Raw genomic sequence first — 15,404 nt, 5'->3', positions numbered from 1 at the left:
CTCCGGGCCCCGACCAGGCCACCGCCGGCCCTCACCCCTCACGGAACCCGCACTTCCCCTTACTGCGCGCAACGGCCCCGGATTGTCACAGGCGCACCACACCCAGCCTGTCGAGGAAGCGGAACAGCAGGTTTTCGGCCTGGGGGTCCCCCCGCTCGAGCGAAGCCGAGAGTGGGGGAGGGTCAGGGTCTGACGTCAGTACGTCCACCAGAGCCTCGGCGCTCACCTCACACCCGGCCTCGGCCGCCCAGAGCACGGCACGCTCGGCGGCGTCGCCGGGTTCGAGGAAGTAGTCCTCCAGCGTGAGGCCCTCCCGGCCCGCCCCCAGATATCCGGCCATCGCGGAGCGCGCGAGGCAGGTCGCCCACGCCCCGCTCTGCGGGGCCGCGGCCTCCAGCACCACGCACTCGCTGTTCATGACGTACCCGAAGAGAGCGGGCGCCCCGGTCTCCCGGGCGAGGGCGTTCATGTTCCCGATGTCGCCGTCGCTGCTCGGGTACTCCCACACCTGCCAGCCGCCCGGCGCCGAGGCGCGCTGCGTCGGGTCCTCCCCTGCCCCCGCCAGCGCGTCCAGCTCCGGCAGCGGCCGCTCCCCCCGGCCCACGACGAAATATCCCCAGTAGCCCATGTCCCGGTTCCCCCCGGCATGTTCGGATCCGCTCGTGTCAGAAGACCACCACAGTCGTACGGGAGTCCGCAGCCGTATGGGCCGATGCGCGCCGGGTCAGCCGAGCCGGTCCGCCAGCGCCCGGAACCGGGCCCAGGACAGCTCGGGCTCGCCCGGGTCCCACAGCTTCTGGACGGTCGCCCGCAGCGGCATCCGGATCCCGGCCGCCACCTGGGCTTGTGTCTGGGAGTTCGCCAGGTCGCACCAGACCGCGAAGGACCCGCCGAGGATCTGCCCGTCGTAGCGCGCCGGGACGGCCGCGGTGCCGCGCAGCACCCGTGGCGTCCACTGCTCGTAGATCCGCTGCCCCGTCGGATAGACGAAGGTCTGCGGCTCGCCGAGCACGTAGTACAGGAACTCGTCGTTGTAGTTGATCACCTTGCGGCCCTGCTGGAGGTACTCCAGGGGCGCCCGGGCGCCGATCTCCTTGCCGGTCCAGTAGGCGACCTGGATGTCCTTGGCGGCCTGGACGGAGGTGCCGCGGAAGAACCCGTCGTTCCACGCGCGCGGGACGCGCTGATGCTCGCGGACGGTGTCGGCCCGGTCGTTCAGCCAGCCGGTGGTGAGGTCGGCGACCGTCGCGCCGGAGCCGTACTTCTCCCGGGCTGCGGCGGCCAGCTGCGGGAAGGAGGCCTCCGGGTTCGACCGGGTCAGCGCCTGGTACTCGTCGCCGCCGAGGTGCCAGGGCCTGCCGGGGAAGAGATCGGCGTACTCGTTCAGCAGGTCGTCGACGATCTCGGCGCTCTCGGCCTTGGAGATGTCGACGGCACCCTGCACCGCCGACCCCTGCGCGGTGCGCAACTGCAGGTCGGGATGGGCGTCGATGACCGCGCCGAGGTGCCCGGGCGAGTCGATCTCGGGCACGATCGTGATGTGCCGGCTCTCCGCCAGGTCGATGATCTCGCGCACCTGCGCCTTGGTCAGATGCCGCTCCGACACGATCTCGGGATGCGAGGAGGACTCGATCCGGAACCCCTGGTCGTCGGAGAAGTGCAGCCCCAGCCGGTTGTACTTCAGATCGCCCAGTTCCCGGATCCGGTCCTCGATCCAGCCGGCCGTGAAGTACTTGCGCGCGATGTCCAGCATGAACCCGCGCTCCGCCTTGGCCGGTTCGTCCTTCACGACGCCCTCGGGCGCCGTGCCGCCGTCGTGCGTCTCCTGCTTGAGCGTGCGGGTGCCGTAGAAGACGCCCGTGTCGGAGGGCCCGTCGATCCGCACCCGCCCGTCGCGCACGGTCATCACGTACGACTCGGGGTTCGCGCCCTTGTCACCGTTGAGCGCCAGCCGCAGGTCGCCGGGCTTCTCGTCGTCCTTCTCGCCCGCGTACGTCATCCCGAGCTCACCGGCGACCAGCCGCCCCTCGTCGGCCAGCGCCGGGTCGTCCACGACCACCCGGTCGCCCTTGCCGGGACGCCAGCCCGGGCCGCGCGCCGGTTCGTGGTCGCGCACGGCGGGGATGGTGCGGGGCGTCTCGGACAGCGGGTAGGAGCGGGTGGGGCTGGGGGTGGGGGCCGCTTCCGGCGCTCGGTCCGGGGGCGGCGCCGCGGTGGCCTCGCGCGAGGCCCGGGCCTCCTGGCCCGTGGACCCGCCGTCACCGCCCGAGGCCGTCCAGAGCCCGAGACTCACCCCGGCCGCGACCACGACCAGGGCTACCGCCAAGGCCACGACCAGCACCTGCCGCTTGCTCTCCTGCTTCGCCGAGGTCCGGCGCCTGTGCTGACTCACACGGCCAACCTAAAACCCGGGGCGGCCCGGCGCGCGTCCACCACGCGTTCCGAAACTCTCTCTCCCGGGTGAAATTCAGGCATCCTTCGGACACGTCGTGGTCGCACTCGATAGCGTGTCGTCACATCTCTCACACTTTTCCCTGCCGACACACGTGACGCCCACGAGGACCCACGCTGCCTGCGCACCGCCTTCCCGATCTCCCCGGCCGGCCCGCCATACCGGTGGAGCACTTCAACGCAGCCTCCGAGGAGGACCTGGAGCAGGCCCTCCTGTCCTGCCTGCGCAGCCGCCGCTGGGCCGGGCGGGTCGCCGGGCACCGCCCCTATCCGGACGTGGACTCCCTGCTGGCCGCCGCGGACGAGGCGGCCTACGACCTGAGCTGGGCCGACCTCTCGGAAGCGCTGGCGGCCGAGTCGCTGCCCAGCCTCCCGCCGGACGTCTACTCCGTGGCCCACACCGCCCTCGGCGCGGCCCACGCCGCCTACGAGGCCCGTTTCGGACACGTGTTCGTCATCTGCCTGGACGGGCTGTCCCCCTCCGAGACCCTGGACCGGCTCCTCGAGGCCATCCGGTCACGATTGACAAACGATCTCGAGGAGGAGCGGGCGGTGACGGCGGACGAACTCAGGCGGCTCGCGAGGGGACGCCTGCTGCATGCCCTCAGGGGCGCGGGGAACTGCGCGATCAGTCACTGAGGGCCCACGCCCCGGCAGTCCCGCGGACACCGCCGGCCCCCTCGGCCTCACTAGCCCACCAGTACCTCTTTGCGTGCCAGTTTGATCACACCCCGGGACCCCGGCTCAGCCCGGCGGCAGCACATCGCTACGATGCTGGGGGCCGGTGGACCGTACCCGGCCGGGCCCGACCGACAAGGAAAGCCGGCGCGGCCCCAATCACCGCTCCCGGAGGAAACTTCCGTGCCGGCTGGAACGCTGTACCGCGGCCGGGAAGGAATGTGGTCCTGGGTGGCTCACCGAGTCACCGGCGTCCTCATTTTCTTCTTCCTGTTCGTTCACGTGCTGGACACCGCGCTCGTCCGTGTGTCCCCGGAGGCCTACGACAAGGTCGTGGCCACGTACAAGACGCCGATCGTCGCGCTGCTGGAGTACGGCCTCGTCGCCGCCATCCTCTTCCACGCGCTCAACGGCCTGCGTGTCATCGCCGTCGACTTCTGGATCAAGGGCGCTCGCTACCAGAAGCAGATGCTCTGGACCGTCGTCGCCCTGTGGGTCGTGCTGATGCTCGGGGCCATCTACCCCGTCCTCGGCCACGCCGCTCGTGAACTGTTCGGGAGCTGACGCCAATGTCCACGACTGACAAGACCGCAGCCGGCGTGGGCCCCGTCGAGGGCGGCGCCGTCTACACCGTCGACAACCCGGCGCCCTTCATCGAGGCCCCGCGCAAGCGCACCAAGAAGTCCCCCAAGTCCACCCGGGGCAACTTCGAGCTCGCCGCATGGCTGTTCATGCGCCTGTCGGGCGTCGTGCTGGTCGTGCTGGTCCTCGGCCACCTGCTGATCCAGCTCGTGCTGGACGGCGGCGTCTCCAAGATCGGCTTCGCCTTCGTGGCGGGTCGCTGGGCGTCCCCGTTCTGGCAGGTCTGGGATCTGCTGATGCTGTGGCTCGCCATGCTGCACGGCGCCAACGGCCTGCGCACGGTCATCAACGACTACGCGGAGCGCGCGAACACCCGGCTGTGGCTCAAGGGCCTGCTCTACACCGCCACGGTGTTCACCATCCTGCTGGGCACGCTGGTGATCTTCACCTTCGACCCGAACATCCGCTAGGCACGGGGCTGCGAGAATCATGAAGATCCACAAGTACGACACCGTCATCGTCGGCGCCGGTGGCGCCGGTATGCGCGCCGCCATCGAGTCGACGAAGCGCAGCCGCACCGCCGTGCTGACCAAGCTGTACCCCACCCGCTCCCACACGGGCGCCGCGCAGGGCGGCATGGCCGCCGCGCTGGCCAACGTGGAGGAGGACAACTGGGAGTGGCACACCTTCGACACGGTCAAGGGCGGTGACTACCTGGTCGACCAGGACGCCGCCGAGATCCTGGCGAAGGAGGCCATCGACTCCGTCCTCGACCTGGAGAAGATGGGCCTGCCGTTCAACCGCACGCCGAACGGCACCATCGACCAGCGACGCTTCGGCGGTCACAGCCGCAACCACGGCGAGGCCCCGGTCCGCCGCTCCTGCTACGCGGCCGACCGCACCGGCCACATGATCCTCCAGACGCTGTACCAGAACTGCGTCAAGGAGGGCGTGGAGTTCTACAACGAGTTCTACGTCCTGGACCAGCTGATCACCGAGGTCGACGGCGTCAAGAAGTCGGCCGGTGTGGTGGCGTACGAGCTGGCCACCGGTGAGATCCACGTCTTCCACGCGAAGGCCGTGATCTACGCCTCCGGCGGCTGCGGCAAGTTCTTCAAGGTGACGTCCAACGCGCACACCCTGACCGGTGACGGCCAGGCCGCGGTCTACCGCCGTGGCCTGCCGCTGGAGGACATGGAGTTCTTCCAGTTCCACCCGACCGGCATCTGGCGCATGGGCATCCTGCTGACGGAGGGCGCCCGCGGTGAGGGCGGCATCCTCCGCAACAAGGACGGCGAGCGCTTCATGGAGAAGTACGCGCCGGTCATGAAGGACCTCGCGTCCCGTGACGTCGTGTCCCGCTCCATCTACACGGAGATCCGTGAGGGCCGCGGCTGCGGTCCCGAGGGCGACCACGTCTACCTCGACCTCACGCACCTCCCGCCGGAGCAGCTGGACGCGAAGCTCCCCGACATCACGGAGTTCGCCCGCACCTACCTCGGCATCGAGCCCTACACGGACCCGATCCCGATCCAGCCCACCGCGCACTACGCCATGGGCGGCATCCCGACCAACGTCGAGGGTGAGGTCCTGGCGGACAACACCACGGTCGTCCCGGGCCTGTACGCGGCCGGCGAGGTCGCCTGCGTGTCCGTGCACGGCGCCAACCGCCTGGGCACCAACTCGCTGCTGGACATCAACGTCTTCGGCAAGCGGGCCGGTATCGCGGCGGCGGAGTACTCGCAGAAGGCGGACTTCGTCGAGCTGCCGGAGAACCCGGCGGAGCTCGTGATCGCCCAGGTGGAGCGGCTGCGTGACTCCACCGGCACCGAGCGCGTGACGGTGCTGCGGCGTGAGCTTCAGGAGACCATGGACGCCAACGTCATGGTGTTCCGCACCGAGCAGACGATCAAGACGGCGGTCGAGAAGATCGCGGAGCTGCGCGAGCGCTACAAGAACGTGTCGATCCAGGACAAGGGCAAGCGGTTCAACACGGACCTGCTGGAGGCCATCGAGCTGGGCAACCTGCTCGACCTCGCCGAGGTCATGGCCGTCTCCGCGCTGGCCCGCAAGGAGTCCCGCGGCGGTCACTACCGCGAGGACTACCCGAACCGCGACGACGTCAACTTCATGCGCCACACCATGGCGTACCGCGAGGTCGGCGCCGACGGCTCCGAAACCGTCCGTCTCGACTACAAGCCGGTCGTCCAGACCCGCTACCAGCCGATGGAGCGTAAGTACTGATGGCTACCCCTGTTCTGGACAAGGAAGACGCGGCCGGCAAGCCCGAGCCCGGTTTCGCCGACTCCCCCTACATCACGGTCACCTTCCGCATCCGCCGCTTCAACCCGGAGGTCGCGGCGGAGGCGGTGTGGGAAGACTTCCAGGTGGAGATCGACCCCAAGGAGCGTGTCCTCGACGCCCTCCACAAGATCAAGTGGGACCTGGACGGCACGCTGACGTTCCGCCGCTCCTGCGCGCACGGCATCTGCGGCTCGGACGCCATGCGGATCAACGGCAAGAACCGTCTCGCCTGCAAGACGCTGATCAAGGACATCAACCCCGAGAAGCCGATCACGGTCGAGGCCATCAAGGGCCTCACGGTCCTGAAGGACCTCGTGGTCGACATGGAGCCGTTCTTCCAGGCGTACCGCGACGTCATGCCCTTCCTCATCACGAAGGACACGAACGAGCCGACGCGTGAGCGTTTCCAGACGGCCGAGGACCGCGAGCGCTTCGACGACACGACGAAGTGCATCCTGTGCGCGGCCTGCACCACGTCGTGCCCGGTCTTCTGGAACGACGGCCAGTACTTCGGCCCGGCGGCCATCGTCAACGCGCACCGCTTCATCTTCGACTCGCGTGACGAGGCCGGGGAGCAGCGCCTGGAGATCCTCAACGACCGCGACGGCGTGTGGCGCTGCCGCACGACCTTCAACTGCACGGACGCCTGCCCGCGCGGCATCGAGGTCACGAAGGCGATTGCGGAAGTGAAGCGTGCGCTGATCACGCGCCGCTACTGAGGTCGACCGCTTGCCGCTGAGGGCCCCGTTTCCGCTGGAGACGGGGCCCTCTGGCATATGCCACACCATCGGGTGAACGCAGCGGAACGGGCCGCACGGACGTCGTCCTGCCTACGATGACGCTCTCGACACCAGCTCCCCAGGAGGCACCTGATGTCCGCAGCTTCCGTCGAGCAGCCCTTCCACGAAGAAGAGCCGGTCACCCTCACGACCATCGCCGACGAGATCATGGAGCGCCATCCGGGCTACCGCGTCGAGATCATCGGAGGCCATCTCCTCGTGACCCCGTCCCCGGATGCACCTCATGCCCGAGCCCTGACCGAACTCATGCGCCCGTTCATCGCAGCAGGGCTGGCCGACGGCGAGACCGAGGTTCTCCAGAAGGTCGGCCTCTGGCTCCCCACCGGAGCCGAGGACTACGCCATTCCCGACCTCGTGGTGGTGGACGCCGACATCGACGACCACCTCGTCGAGAACAACGCGTACGACCCCGCCTGCTTCCGTCTCGTTCTCGAGGTCACCTCCGGCAACTGGAAGGACGACCTGAAGACCAAGGCCGCCGCCTACGCCGAGGCCAAGGTCCCGGTCTACCTCGTCGTGGACCGCAAGCACCAGCGCCTCCACGTCCTGACCGACCCGGCCGGAAGCACCTACGAGAACCACCGCCCCCATGCCCACGGCGAGCTCGTCTCCCTCCCGGACTCCATCGGCGCGAAGGTGACCCTCGACGTGGCCGAGATCCTCAAGGCCGGTCAGGCGAGGACGAGCGACTGAGGCTCACAGCTGGCTCAGGATCGACCGGTCCGTGATCTTCGTGTCCGCCGCCAGCAGCATCGCCTTGCTCAGGATGACCGCCAGCATGCGGTCGCCCTCGAAGGGGAGATACCCCGTGCCCTGAGCCGTCGGGTCGGACTTCGGGACGATGCAGAGGTACTGGTCGTTCGGGCTCATGAGGATGTTGCCCGAGCCGAGGTGGATCTTGTAGGTGTGGCGGTCGCCGCGGACGTGGAGGAAGCGGCCCTCCAGCGTGCAGCGGTCGGCTATCGCCAGGCACGGGACGAGGCGTTCGAGCAGGAGCCTGCGGGTCTCGGCGCTCTGGTTCAGCTCGCCGAAGCCGTACGACGTCCAGTACTCGCGGAAACGGCCGCCGGGGCCGCCGTCCTGCCAGGTCGGGTCGTTGCCGATGCTGGAGACGCCGACGAACAGGTCGACGTCGCGCAGGACTTCGGAGAGGACCAGGGGCGGGATGTCCTCCAGGGGGAGCGGCTCGACGGGGTCCTGGCCGTCGCGGAGCCACATGGCGTACTCGCCGCCGTAGCAGTGGGCGGAGTTCTCCGGGGCGTCGATCGGGTAGAAGCGGACCTGGTCGGTGCGCAGGCGCAGATAGCTGCCGGACTCGGTGGTGTCGACGCCGTACTCCTCGCCGTCGCCCTCGATCCAGTACTCGGCGCGCAGGCCCCACTGGGGCAGCTCTCGGGTGGCGGGAGGGGCCGAGTCGTCGACGCACAGGCGGAGCTTGTTGCGCCAGCCGCGCAGCGCCGCCAGGGAGTTGAACTGGTGCTGGCGCAGGATGTGCGCCGCGAAGCGGTTGGAGTAGGTGCGCGTGGCCCGCTCGGCGTCCGTGAGCAGGTAGATCTCGCGATGGGCCTGCTTGAACGGCTGGGTGATGCCGTGCCGCTCCAGCCAGTCGCGCCAGGCGACGATCTCGGCGCTCTCGCGGCCGACGGGGTGCCAGAGTTCGACCCGGGTGCCCTCGGTGAGCGGTTCGTCGGCCAGTGTGCGCAGCTCGCCGTCCGCGTATCCGGCCGGCCGGCCGTCGATCGTCCACAGCAGACGGCGGGCCAGGGTGCCGACCAGGGGATGGTCGAGGTAGCGCTCGCGCCAGACGGCGTAGGGCCAGCTGCGGCGGGCGAGGAACTGGCGGTCCAGGCGCTCGCTCTGCGCCGAGAGCATCTTGTCGATGTCCTTGACCGCGGTCTTCAGGTCCTTCAGCGCGTCGGCGTGGTCGCGCCTCACCGCGGCCGGGACGCTCTTGACCGGCTTGCCCGCCGCGTTGCGCCAGCTCGGCACGGCCCGGGTGCCGTGGACCTCCAGCAGGGCCGTGGCCTCGCCGAAGTGGTACGTCGCCCGGCCGACCTCCGTCAGGCCGTACGCCGGGACCGCCAGTTCCTCGATCTCCTCGCGGCCGAGGCCGAGCGCGGTGGCCCGGGCCTCCAGGGCCGTGTCGACGAGCTTGGCCGTGTTCTTGTACGTCAGCCGTGTGGCCAGCCGGGCCAGTTCGGCGAGGGCCGCTTCGGAGTCGATGCGGGCCAGCGCGACGACACCCGCGTTCGCGACCTTCGGGTTGCGGGGGCCGATGCCCGCCACCTTCCTCAGGGAGGTCTCGACCAGGGCGCCCAGGGCCCGCGCGGTCTCGGGCCGGGGCGGCAGCAGGGAGAGCAGCCAGGCCAGGCCGCGCAGGGCCGTCGCGTTGTAGGGGTCGTAGGCGTTGTTGACGTCCGTTTCCCACTCGCGGCGCTCCAGCGGCAGCGTGCGGGGGCGGCCGACGAGCGCGAGCCAGGTCAGGACCGTCTCGCGGACGGCGTCCGCGCCGAGGGTGTCCAGCAGGGCCAGCGCGCCCTTGTCCCACTTCGCGTTCGGCTTGGAGGCGGTGGCCGTCATGGCGTACCGCAGAAGGGCCTGCCAGTCGGGGGTGGTGGCGTCGCTCAGGGCCTGATCGGCCCATGCCTCGCCGACGTTGAGGACGGGGTCGGTGAGCTGCGGGGCCAGCCCGACGAGGTCGCTCGCGCGGTAGGCGTCCAGGGCCGCGCGGCGGACGACGGCCACGACGGGCGCGGGCAGGGGGCGGCCGGCGGCCAGTTCGGCGCGGATCAGGACCTCGAAGCGCAACGCGTAGAAGAAGGACTGTCGCCGGCCGAGGTCGTCCAGGGCCTTGCGGCGCTCGGCGGCCAGCGGATCGTCGGCGAGGTCCTCGGAGATCATGCCGCACAGGACGAGATGGCGGCAGCGGGCCTCCGTGTCGTCACCGGCCCGGCGGAAGCGGTCGGCCAGGGCGTGCAGCAGCTCGCGGCGGCGGTCGGCGGGCAGCTCGCGGAGCCGGTCGAGCACCTGCTCCCACTCTCCGCCCCAGATGCCGCGGCGGGAGTCCAGGACGGTCAGGACCTCGTCGGCGACCTGCTCCATGTCGCCGCCGGTGATGGGGTCGCGCAGCCGGTCGAGGTGCGACCGGGGGGTACCGGAGGCGCTCATCAGCCACCCACCAGGGGGACGAGCTTGAGGAACGTGACCTCGGTGCCGAGCGTCAGCTCGATCTCCTCGTCCGGGTCGGTGACCTGACGGTCTCCCACCAGCACCAGGAAGCCGTTGCCCGCGAAGGCCCGCTCGGCCAGGGCCGTCTGCGCCTCGGGGTCGATGCGGCGGGGCGTGCGCACCGCGTAGCCGTTCAGCACCCGTTCGGTGTCCTGCGGCTGTACCAGGCCCTGGAAGACCTCCGGCCTGCGGGCGTTGTACTCCGCGACCTCCTGGAACACCCGGCGCCGGATCAGTTCCCGTACGGTCAGGCGCTCTTCGGCGATCTCCAGCCCCCAGGCGGCCCGCCGCTCCCCCGTCGTCGTCTCGTCGACGAACGTCACGATTCCCATGCCGAGGACAGTACGGGGCACCACTGACAATCACCCCGACCCTTGTGTTGAACATGTTCAAAAGTAGGTCTAGAGTCATCCCCGACAGCGTTTTGAACGTGTTCAAGAAGGGTGGGGCAATGGACCGCACGGTCATCGCCTACGTCATATACCTGCTGGTCAGCATCGGTCTGACCGTCTGGGTGGCCCGCACGCTCAGCCGGAACGGAAAGGTCTTCCTCGCCGACGTGCTGCACGGCAACGAGAAGCTCGCCGATGCGGTCAACCACCTCCTGGTGGTGGGCTTCTACCTCGTCAATCTCGGGTTCGTCGCCCTGTACCTGAGCGGCGACGGGACCATCACCGACGCCCGCGGCGTCTTCGAGGCCCTGTCGACCAAGCTCGGCGTGGTGCTGCTGGTGCTCGGCGTGATGCACCTGGCCAACGTCTACGTGCTGAACCGGATCCGGCGCCGGGGGACCATGGAGCGGGAGCAGGTGCCGCCGGTGCCACCGCAGGGCTGGGTCGCCCCGTCGGCGCGGGCCTGACGGAGGCCCGCGTGAACGCCAGCGGCACGAACGCGACCGGCATGAACGCGCCCGCACCGGTGCGCCGGCTCACCGTCCTGTACGACGCCGAGTGCTCCCTGTGCGCGTTCCTGCGCGACTGGCTCCTGCTCCAGCGCCACCTGGTGCCGCTGGAGCTGGTCCCGGCCGCCTCCGAGGAGGCCAGGCGGCGCTGGCCCGGCCTGGACCACGGCGCCACCCTCGACGAGATCACCGTCGTGGGTGACGCCGGGCAGGTCTACCAGGGTCCCGCCGCCTGGGTGGTCACCCTCTGGGCGCTGCGCGAGCACCGCCCGCTCGCCCACCGGCTGAGCACCCCGTCCGGTGCCCGGCTCGCCAGGGGCGCGGTGCTCGCCGCGGCCAAGTGGCGCGGTGCGCAGTGGCACCGGGGGCAGCGCGGCGGCGCGCAGTGGGGCGGCCGGGTGTACCGGAGGGCGGACGGCTGGTCGTACGACCCGGACAGCGGCTGGAGCCACACCGGGCCGGGCTGCGCCGACGGCACCTGCGCCCCTCGGTGACCGCACCGGTGCTGACGTTAGGCTCTCTTCCCGTGCCCGCGAAGAACGACGGCCCCGACGACGGCGCCACCCCCACCAAGTCCGAGCAGACCCGCGCCCTGATCCTGGAGACGGCCATGCGGCTGTTCCAGGAGCGGGGCTACGACAAGACGACGATGCGGGCCATCGCCAAGGAGGCCGGGGTCTCCGTCGGCAACGCCTACTACTACTTCGCGGGCAAGGAGCACCTGATCCAGGGCTTCTACGACCGGATCGCCGCCGAGCACCAGGTGGCGGTCCGCGAGATCCTGGACCGGGAGACCGATCTGGAGGCCCGGCTCGCGGGGGTGCTGCGGGCCTGGCTGGACATCGCCGCGCCGTACCACGAGTTCGCGGTGCAGTTCTTCAAGAACGCCGCCGACCCCGACAGCCCGCTCAGCCCCTTCTCGCCCGAGTCGGAGCACGCGCGCGAGGAGGCCATCAGCGTCCACCGGGACGTGCTGGCCGGGGCGACGAAGACCAAGGTGCCCGACGAACTGCGGGACATCCTGCCCGAGTTGATGTGGCTGTCCCAGATGGGGCTGTGCCTGTACTGGATCTTCGACCGGACCGAGGGCCGCGAGCGGAGCTACCGGCTCGCCGAACGCGGAGCCCGGCTCACCGCGCGGGGTGTGGCCCTGGCCCGCTTCCGGGTGCTGCGACCGCTCGTGCGCGAGGTGCACGAGCTGTTCACGGACTTCCTGCCGGGGATGACACACGCCATCCCCGACCCGGCGGCCCGGCGGCGCACCGACCCCTGACCGGCGGCCATGGCGGGTCGTCGGAGGACGCGGAGGCCTCAGAGGGTGGTGAGGCTCCACAGGCGGAACACGCCCGTGCCGTCCGACAGGTACTGGCCACCGCCGACGTCCTCGGTCGTCACGACGTACTCCTTCGCCTGCCACAGCGGCAGCACCGGCACGTCCTGCGCGACGGTCTGCTGCACCGAGCGGAAGTCCTGGGCGGCGTCGGTCCGCTCGGCGAAGCGCCGGCTGTCCTTGATGAGCCGGTCGACGGTCTTGCTGCTGTAGCCGGTGTTCATGGCGCTGCCGGTGCCGACGAGCGCGGCGCCGAAGGTGTCCGGGTCGGGGAAGTCCGCGACCCAGCCGACGGCGTACGCGTCGAGCTTGCCGGTCGCCCACTGCTTCTGGAAAGCGGTCCACTCGTAGCCCTTGAGGGTGACCTGGAACAGACCGCTCGCCTCCAGCTCCTTCTTGATCTCGGCCGCCTCCTGCTCACCGGCGCCCCGGCCCTCGGCGTAGCCGTAGGTGAAGCGCACCGGCAGGCTCACACCGGCCTGGGTGAGCAGCCGCCGGGCCTTCTTCGGGTCGGGCTCGGGATAGTCGTCGAAGAAGGAAGCGGTGTGACCGGTCAGGCCGGCCGGGATCAGGGAGTACAGCGGGTCGACGGTGCCGTCGTAGACGGTGGCGGCCAGTTGCTCGCGGTCGATCAGCCAGGCCATGGCCTGACGGACCTTCGGGTCGTGCAGCGGCTTGCCGGAACGGGTGTCGAAGTACAGGTTCCGGGTCTCGGAGCCGTCCGCCTCGTAGACGCGCTGCCCGGGGTCGCTCGGGTTGAGCCCGGCGAGGACGCCGGGCGGCAGCTGGTCGGTCGCGACCTCGACCTGCCTGTCCTTCCAGGCGGTGTCCAGGGCCTCGGGGGTGGCGTAGTAGCGCAGGTCCACGGGCTTGGCGGTGCCGCCTCCGACGGCGCCCCGGTAGTGCTTGTTGGGCGTGAGGACGGCGTCCCGGTTCTTGGTGTACGAGGTGAGGGTGTACGGGCCGGTGCCGTCGACGCGGGCGCCGGTGCGCAGCTTGGCGGCCGGGTACGCGGTGTGGTCGACGATCGAGCCGGCGCCGGTGGCCACCTTGAAGGGGAACGTCGCGTCCGGTGAGGTCAGGTGGAAGGTGACGGTCATGCCGTCGGCGTCCACGGAACCGAGCGTGCCCAGCAGGGACGCCGGTCCGACCGGGGCCTTGATCCTCAGGATCCGGTCGAAGGAGTACTTCACGTCCTCGGCGTCCATCGTCCGGCCGCTGGGGAAGGTGAGGCCGTCGCGCAGCTCGCAGCGGTACGTGGTGAGGTCGCCGTGCGCGAACGCGCAGCTCTTCGCCGCGTCCGGCACGGGAGCGGTGCCGCCCGGCGCGAAGGTCAGCAGCGACTGGAAGACGTTGCTGAACAGCGCCCAGGAGCCCGCGTCGTAGGCGCCGGCCGGGTCCAGCGAGGTGACGCCGTCCGTCGTGCCGACCGTGATGGTCTTCCCGTCGCCCCTGGACGGCGACAACTGCCAGGCGCCCACGCCCGCGGCGGCCAGGACCAGCAGCCCCGCGAGTATCCGCATGCGAACCGATCGCATCGGCTTTGCCCTCCCCGGACCCCCTTGGGGCCCTTGTGCGTATGCCACACCCCTTCGTGGCGGGCTCACCCAATCACACGATTTCGAGCAGGGGGAAGGGAGATCGAATGAGTTGGGAAAGAACTTACCGATGGGCGTTTCGGTACGGTTTCACAGCTCCCGCACAGGGTGGGCGTGCCGTCAGGCCTGCCTCGACGCGAGCTCGATCACGGTGATGTCCGACGGTGCTCCCACCCGGGTGGGCGGACCCCAGGCACCGGCGCCGCGCGAGACGTAGAGCTGGGTGTCGCCGTAGCGGTCCAGGCCCGCGAGGGTGGGGTTGGCGCCGGCAGCGACGAGGTTGCCCGGCCAGAGCTGGCCGCCGTGGGTGTGGCCGGAGAGCTGGAGGTCGACGCCGTGCTCGACGGCGTCGTGGATCTGCACGGGCTGGTGGGCGAGCAGGACGCACGCGCGGGCGGTGTCCCGGTCGCCGAGCGCCTTGGCGAAGTCGGGCCCCTGGCCCTCGTCCTCGCCGGCCACGTCGTTGACCCCGGCCAGGTCGAAGTACGGCATCTCCTCGCGGGCGTTTTCCAGGGGGTCGATGCCCAGGCGGCGGACCTCCTCGACCCACTGCTCGGCGCCGGAGAAGTACTCGTGGTTGCCGGTGACGAAGTAGGACCCGTGCCGGGCCCTGAGCCCGGCGAGCGGGGCGGCCGCCGGGCCGAGGTCCTTCACGCTGCCGTCGACCAGGTCGCCGACGACCGCGATCAGGTCGGGCTGCGTCGCGTTGATCGTGTCGACGACCTTCTGTGCGAAGCCGCGCCCCAGGACCGGCCCGAGGTGCACGTCACTGACCACGGCGATCCGGTATCCGTGTGCGGCGCGCGGCAGCTTGGCCAGCGGCACGGTGACCCGCTTGACCTTCGGACCGCGCAGCACCCCGTACGTCCCGTACCCCACGGTCCCGACCGCGGCGGCAGCGGCGGTCCCGGCGACGACCCGGGAGACGAAGAGCCGGCGGGAGGGCCCGGTGGGGGTGGTGGCGCCGGGGGGCTGCGGGGGATCCTCGGGGGCGTCCGGCGCGGGGTCGGACCGCGGGTGGGGTGCGGTGGCGCTGCGGGCGCGGCCGGAGCGGGAGGCCGTCACGGACGCGGTCGTGCCGCCGCCGTTCGCCCGCGGTGCGCTCGTCGCGGCCGGAGACGCGTCGGGGGACGGGCTCGAGGGGGCCGCCGACGTCGGATCAGCGGTGGTCGGCGTCCGGCCCTGGTGCGTTCGGCTCGCTCGGTGTTCGAGGAAGCGGCGCAGGAGCGGGCGGACGATCTCTCCCGCCAGCACGGCCAGCAGCAGGTAGATCGACAGGGCCAGCCACAGGAAGCCCGGCCAGGCGAGGATCTGCTGGAGCCGGAAGGGGACGCCCGTGCGTTCGGCGACCAGGGCGCCGATCGCCAGGGCCCAGCCGCCCGCGATCAGGACCGCACCCGCGCGGCGCACGAGGCCCGGGCCGCCGGTGGTGTCGCGGAACAGGCGGCGCCACACGTACCAGTTGGCCGTCACGACGAGGGCCAGGACCAGGCTTGCGACGAGTACGAAAACGATGACCACGGTGTCGAGTC

At 70.6% G+C, this 15,404-nt stretch carries 15 protein-coding genes; 9 read left to right on the top strand and 6 right to left on the bottom strand.

Features of this window, described 5'->3' with window-relative positions:
- Positions 1–85: 85 nt before the first annotated feature.
- Positions 86–628, bottom strand: coding sequence for a hypothetical protein (locus AC0665_RS02170; protein ID WP_478704263.1), 543 nt, complete (start codon positions 626–628; stop codon positions 86–88).
- Positions 629–724: 96 nt separating this feature from the next.
- Complete coding sequence (locus AC0665_RS02165; protein WP_478704262.1) at positions 725–2,392, bottom strand: beta-N-acetylhexosaminidase; 1,668 nt, start codon at positions 2,390–2,392, stop codon at positions 725–727.
- Positions 2,393–2,616: 224 nt separating this feature from the next.
- Between AC0665_RS02165 and AC0665_RS02160 the strand changes: the two genes are divergently transcribed.
- From AC0665_RS02160 to AC0665_RS02135, 6 genes are all read left to right on the top strand, one after another.
- On the top strand, positions 2,617–3,090 hold the full coding sequence (locus AC0665_RS02160; protein WP_468406915.1) for a 2-oxo-4-hydroxy-4-carboxy-5-ureidoimidazoline decarboxylase: 474 nt from the start codon (positions 2,617–2,619) through the stop codon (positions 3,088–3,090).
- Between the two features lie 222 nt (positions 3,091–3,312).
- On the top strand, positions 3,313–3,693 hold the full coding sequence (sdhC, locus tag AC0665_RS02155) for a succinate dehydrogenase, cytochrome b556 subunit (protein WP_037670267.1): 381 nt from the start codon (positions 3,313–3,315) through the stop codon (positions 3,691–3,693).
- Positions 3,694–3,698: 5 nt separating this feature from the next.
- Complete coding sequence (locus AC0665_RS02150) at positions 3,699–4,181, top strand: succinate dehydrogenase hydrophobic membrane anchor subunit (protein WP_351356775.1); 483 nt, start codon at positions 3,699–3,701, stop codon at positions 4,179–4,181.
- A gap of 19 nt (positions 4,182–4,200) precedes the next feature.
- On the top strand, positions 4,201–5,955 hold the full coding sequence (sdhA, locus tag AC0665_RS02145) for a succinate dehydrogenase flavoprotein subunit (RefSeq protein WP_468635663.1): 1,755 nt from the start codon (positions 4,201–4,203) through the stop codon (positions 5,953–5,955).
- Positions 5,955–6,734 (top strand): succinate dehydrogenase iron-sulfur subunit, encoded by a 780-nt coding sequence (locus tag AC0665_RS02140; RefSeq protein WP_030842154.1) that lies wholly within the window; start codon positions 5,955–5,957, stop codon positions 6,732–6,734. Before sdhA ends, AC0665_RS02140 begins: the two co-directional genes overlap by 1 nt.
- A gap of 153 nt (positions 6,735–6,887) precedes the next feature.
- Positions 6,888–7,508 (top strand): Uma2 family endonuclease, encoded by a 621-nt coding sequence (locus AC0665_RS02135; RefSeq protein ID WP_478704261.1) that lies wholly within the window; start codon positions 6,888–6,890, stop codon positions 7,506–7,508.
- A 3-nt stretch (positions 7,509–7,511) separates the two neighbouring features.
- Here AC0665_RS02135 and AC0665_RS02130 read toward each other — a convergent pair whose 3' ends face one another.
- The gene (locus tag AC0665_RS02130; protein ID WP_478704260.1) at positions 7,512–9,983 is read right to left on the bottom strand and encodes a DUF4132 domain-containing protein; all 2,472 of its coding nucleotides are present in this window, start codon (positions 9,981–9,983) and stop codon (positions 7,512–7,514) included.
- Complete coding sequence (locus AC0665_RS02125; protein WP_468406906.1) at positions 9,983–10,375, bottom strand: hypothetical protein; 393 nt, start codon at positions 10,373–10,375, stop codon at positions 9,983–9,985. Before AC0665_RS02125 ends, AC0665_RS02130 begins: the two co-directional genes overlap by 1 nt.
- Before the next feature lie 119 nt (positions 10,376–10,494).
- Here AC0665_RS02125 and AC0665_RS02120 point away from each other — a divergent pair, with 119 nt between their 5' ends.
- From AC0665_RS02120 to AC0665_RS02110, 3 genes are read left to right on the top strand one after another with little or no spacing between them, the layout of a single operon-like run.
- The gene (locus AC0665_RS02120) at positions 10,495–10,902 is read left to right on the top strand and encodes a hypothetical protein (RefSeq protein WP_363118490.1); all 408 of its coding nucleotides are present in this window, start codon (positions 10,495–10,497) and stop codon (positions 10,900–10,902) included.
- Positions 10,903–10,943: 41 nt separating this feature from the next.
- Complete coding sequence (locus AC0665_RS02115) at positions 10,944–11,438, top strand: thiol-disulfide oxidoreductase DCC family protein (RefSeq protein ID WP_468407635.1); 495 nt, start codon at positions 10,944–10,946, stop codon at positions 11,436–11,438.
- A gap of 32 nt (positions 11,439–11,470) precedes the next feature.
- Positions 11,471–12,217, top strand: coding sequence for a TetR/AcrR family transcriptional regulator (locus tag AC0665_RS02110; protein WP_468406903.1), 747 nt, complete (start codon positions 11,471–11,473; stop codon positions 12,215–12,217).
- Positions 12,218–12,255: 38 nt separating this feature from the next.
- Here the strand turns inward: AC0665_RS02110 and AC0665_RS02105 are convergent, their stop codons facing one another.
- Both AC0665_RS02105 and AC0665_RS02100 read right to left on the bottom strand, forming a co-directional pair.
- Complete coding sequence (locus AC0665_RS02105) at positions 12,256–13,797, bottom strand: ABC transporter substrate-binding protein (RefSeq protein ID WP_478704259.1); 1,542 nt, start codon at positions 13,795–13,797, stop codon at positions 12,256–12,258.
- A 195-nt stretch (positions 13,798–13,992) separates the two neighbouring features.
- Complete coding sequence (locus AC0665_RS02100) at positions 13,993–15,393, bottom strand: metallophosphoesterase (protein WP_478704258.1); 1,401 nt, start codon at positions 15,391–15,393, stop codon at positions 13,993–13,995.
- Positions 15,394–15,404: the final 11 nt, after the last annotated feature.

Source organism: Streptomyces sp. NPDC043685, from assembly GCF_056436585.1.
This window is presented reverse-complemented; position numbering and strand designations above follow the sequence as displayed.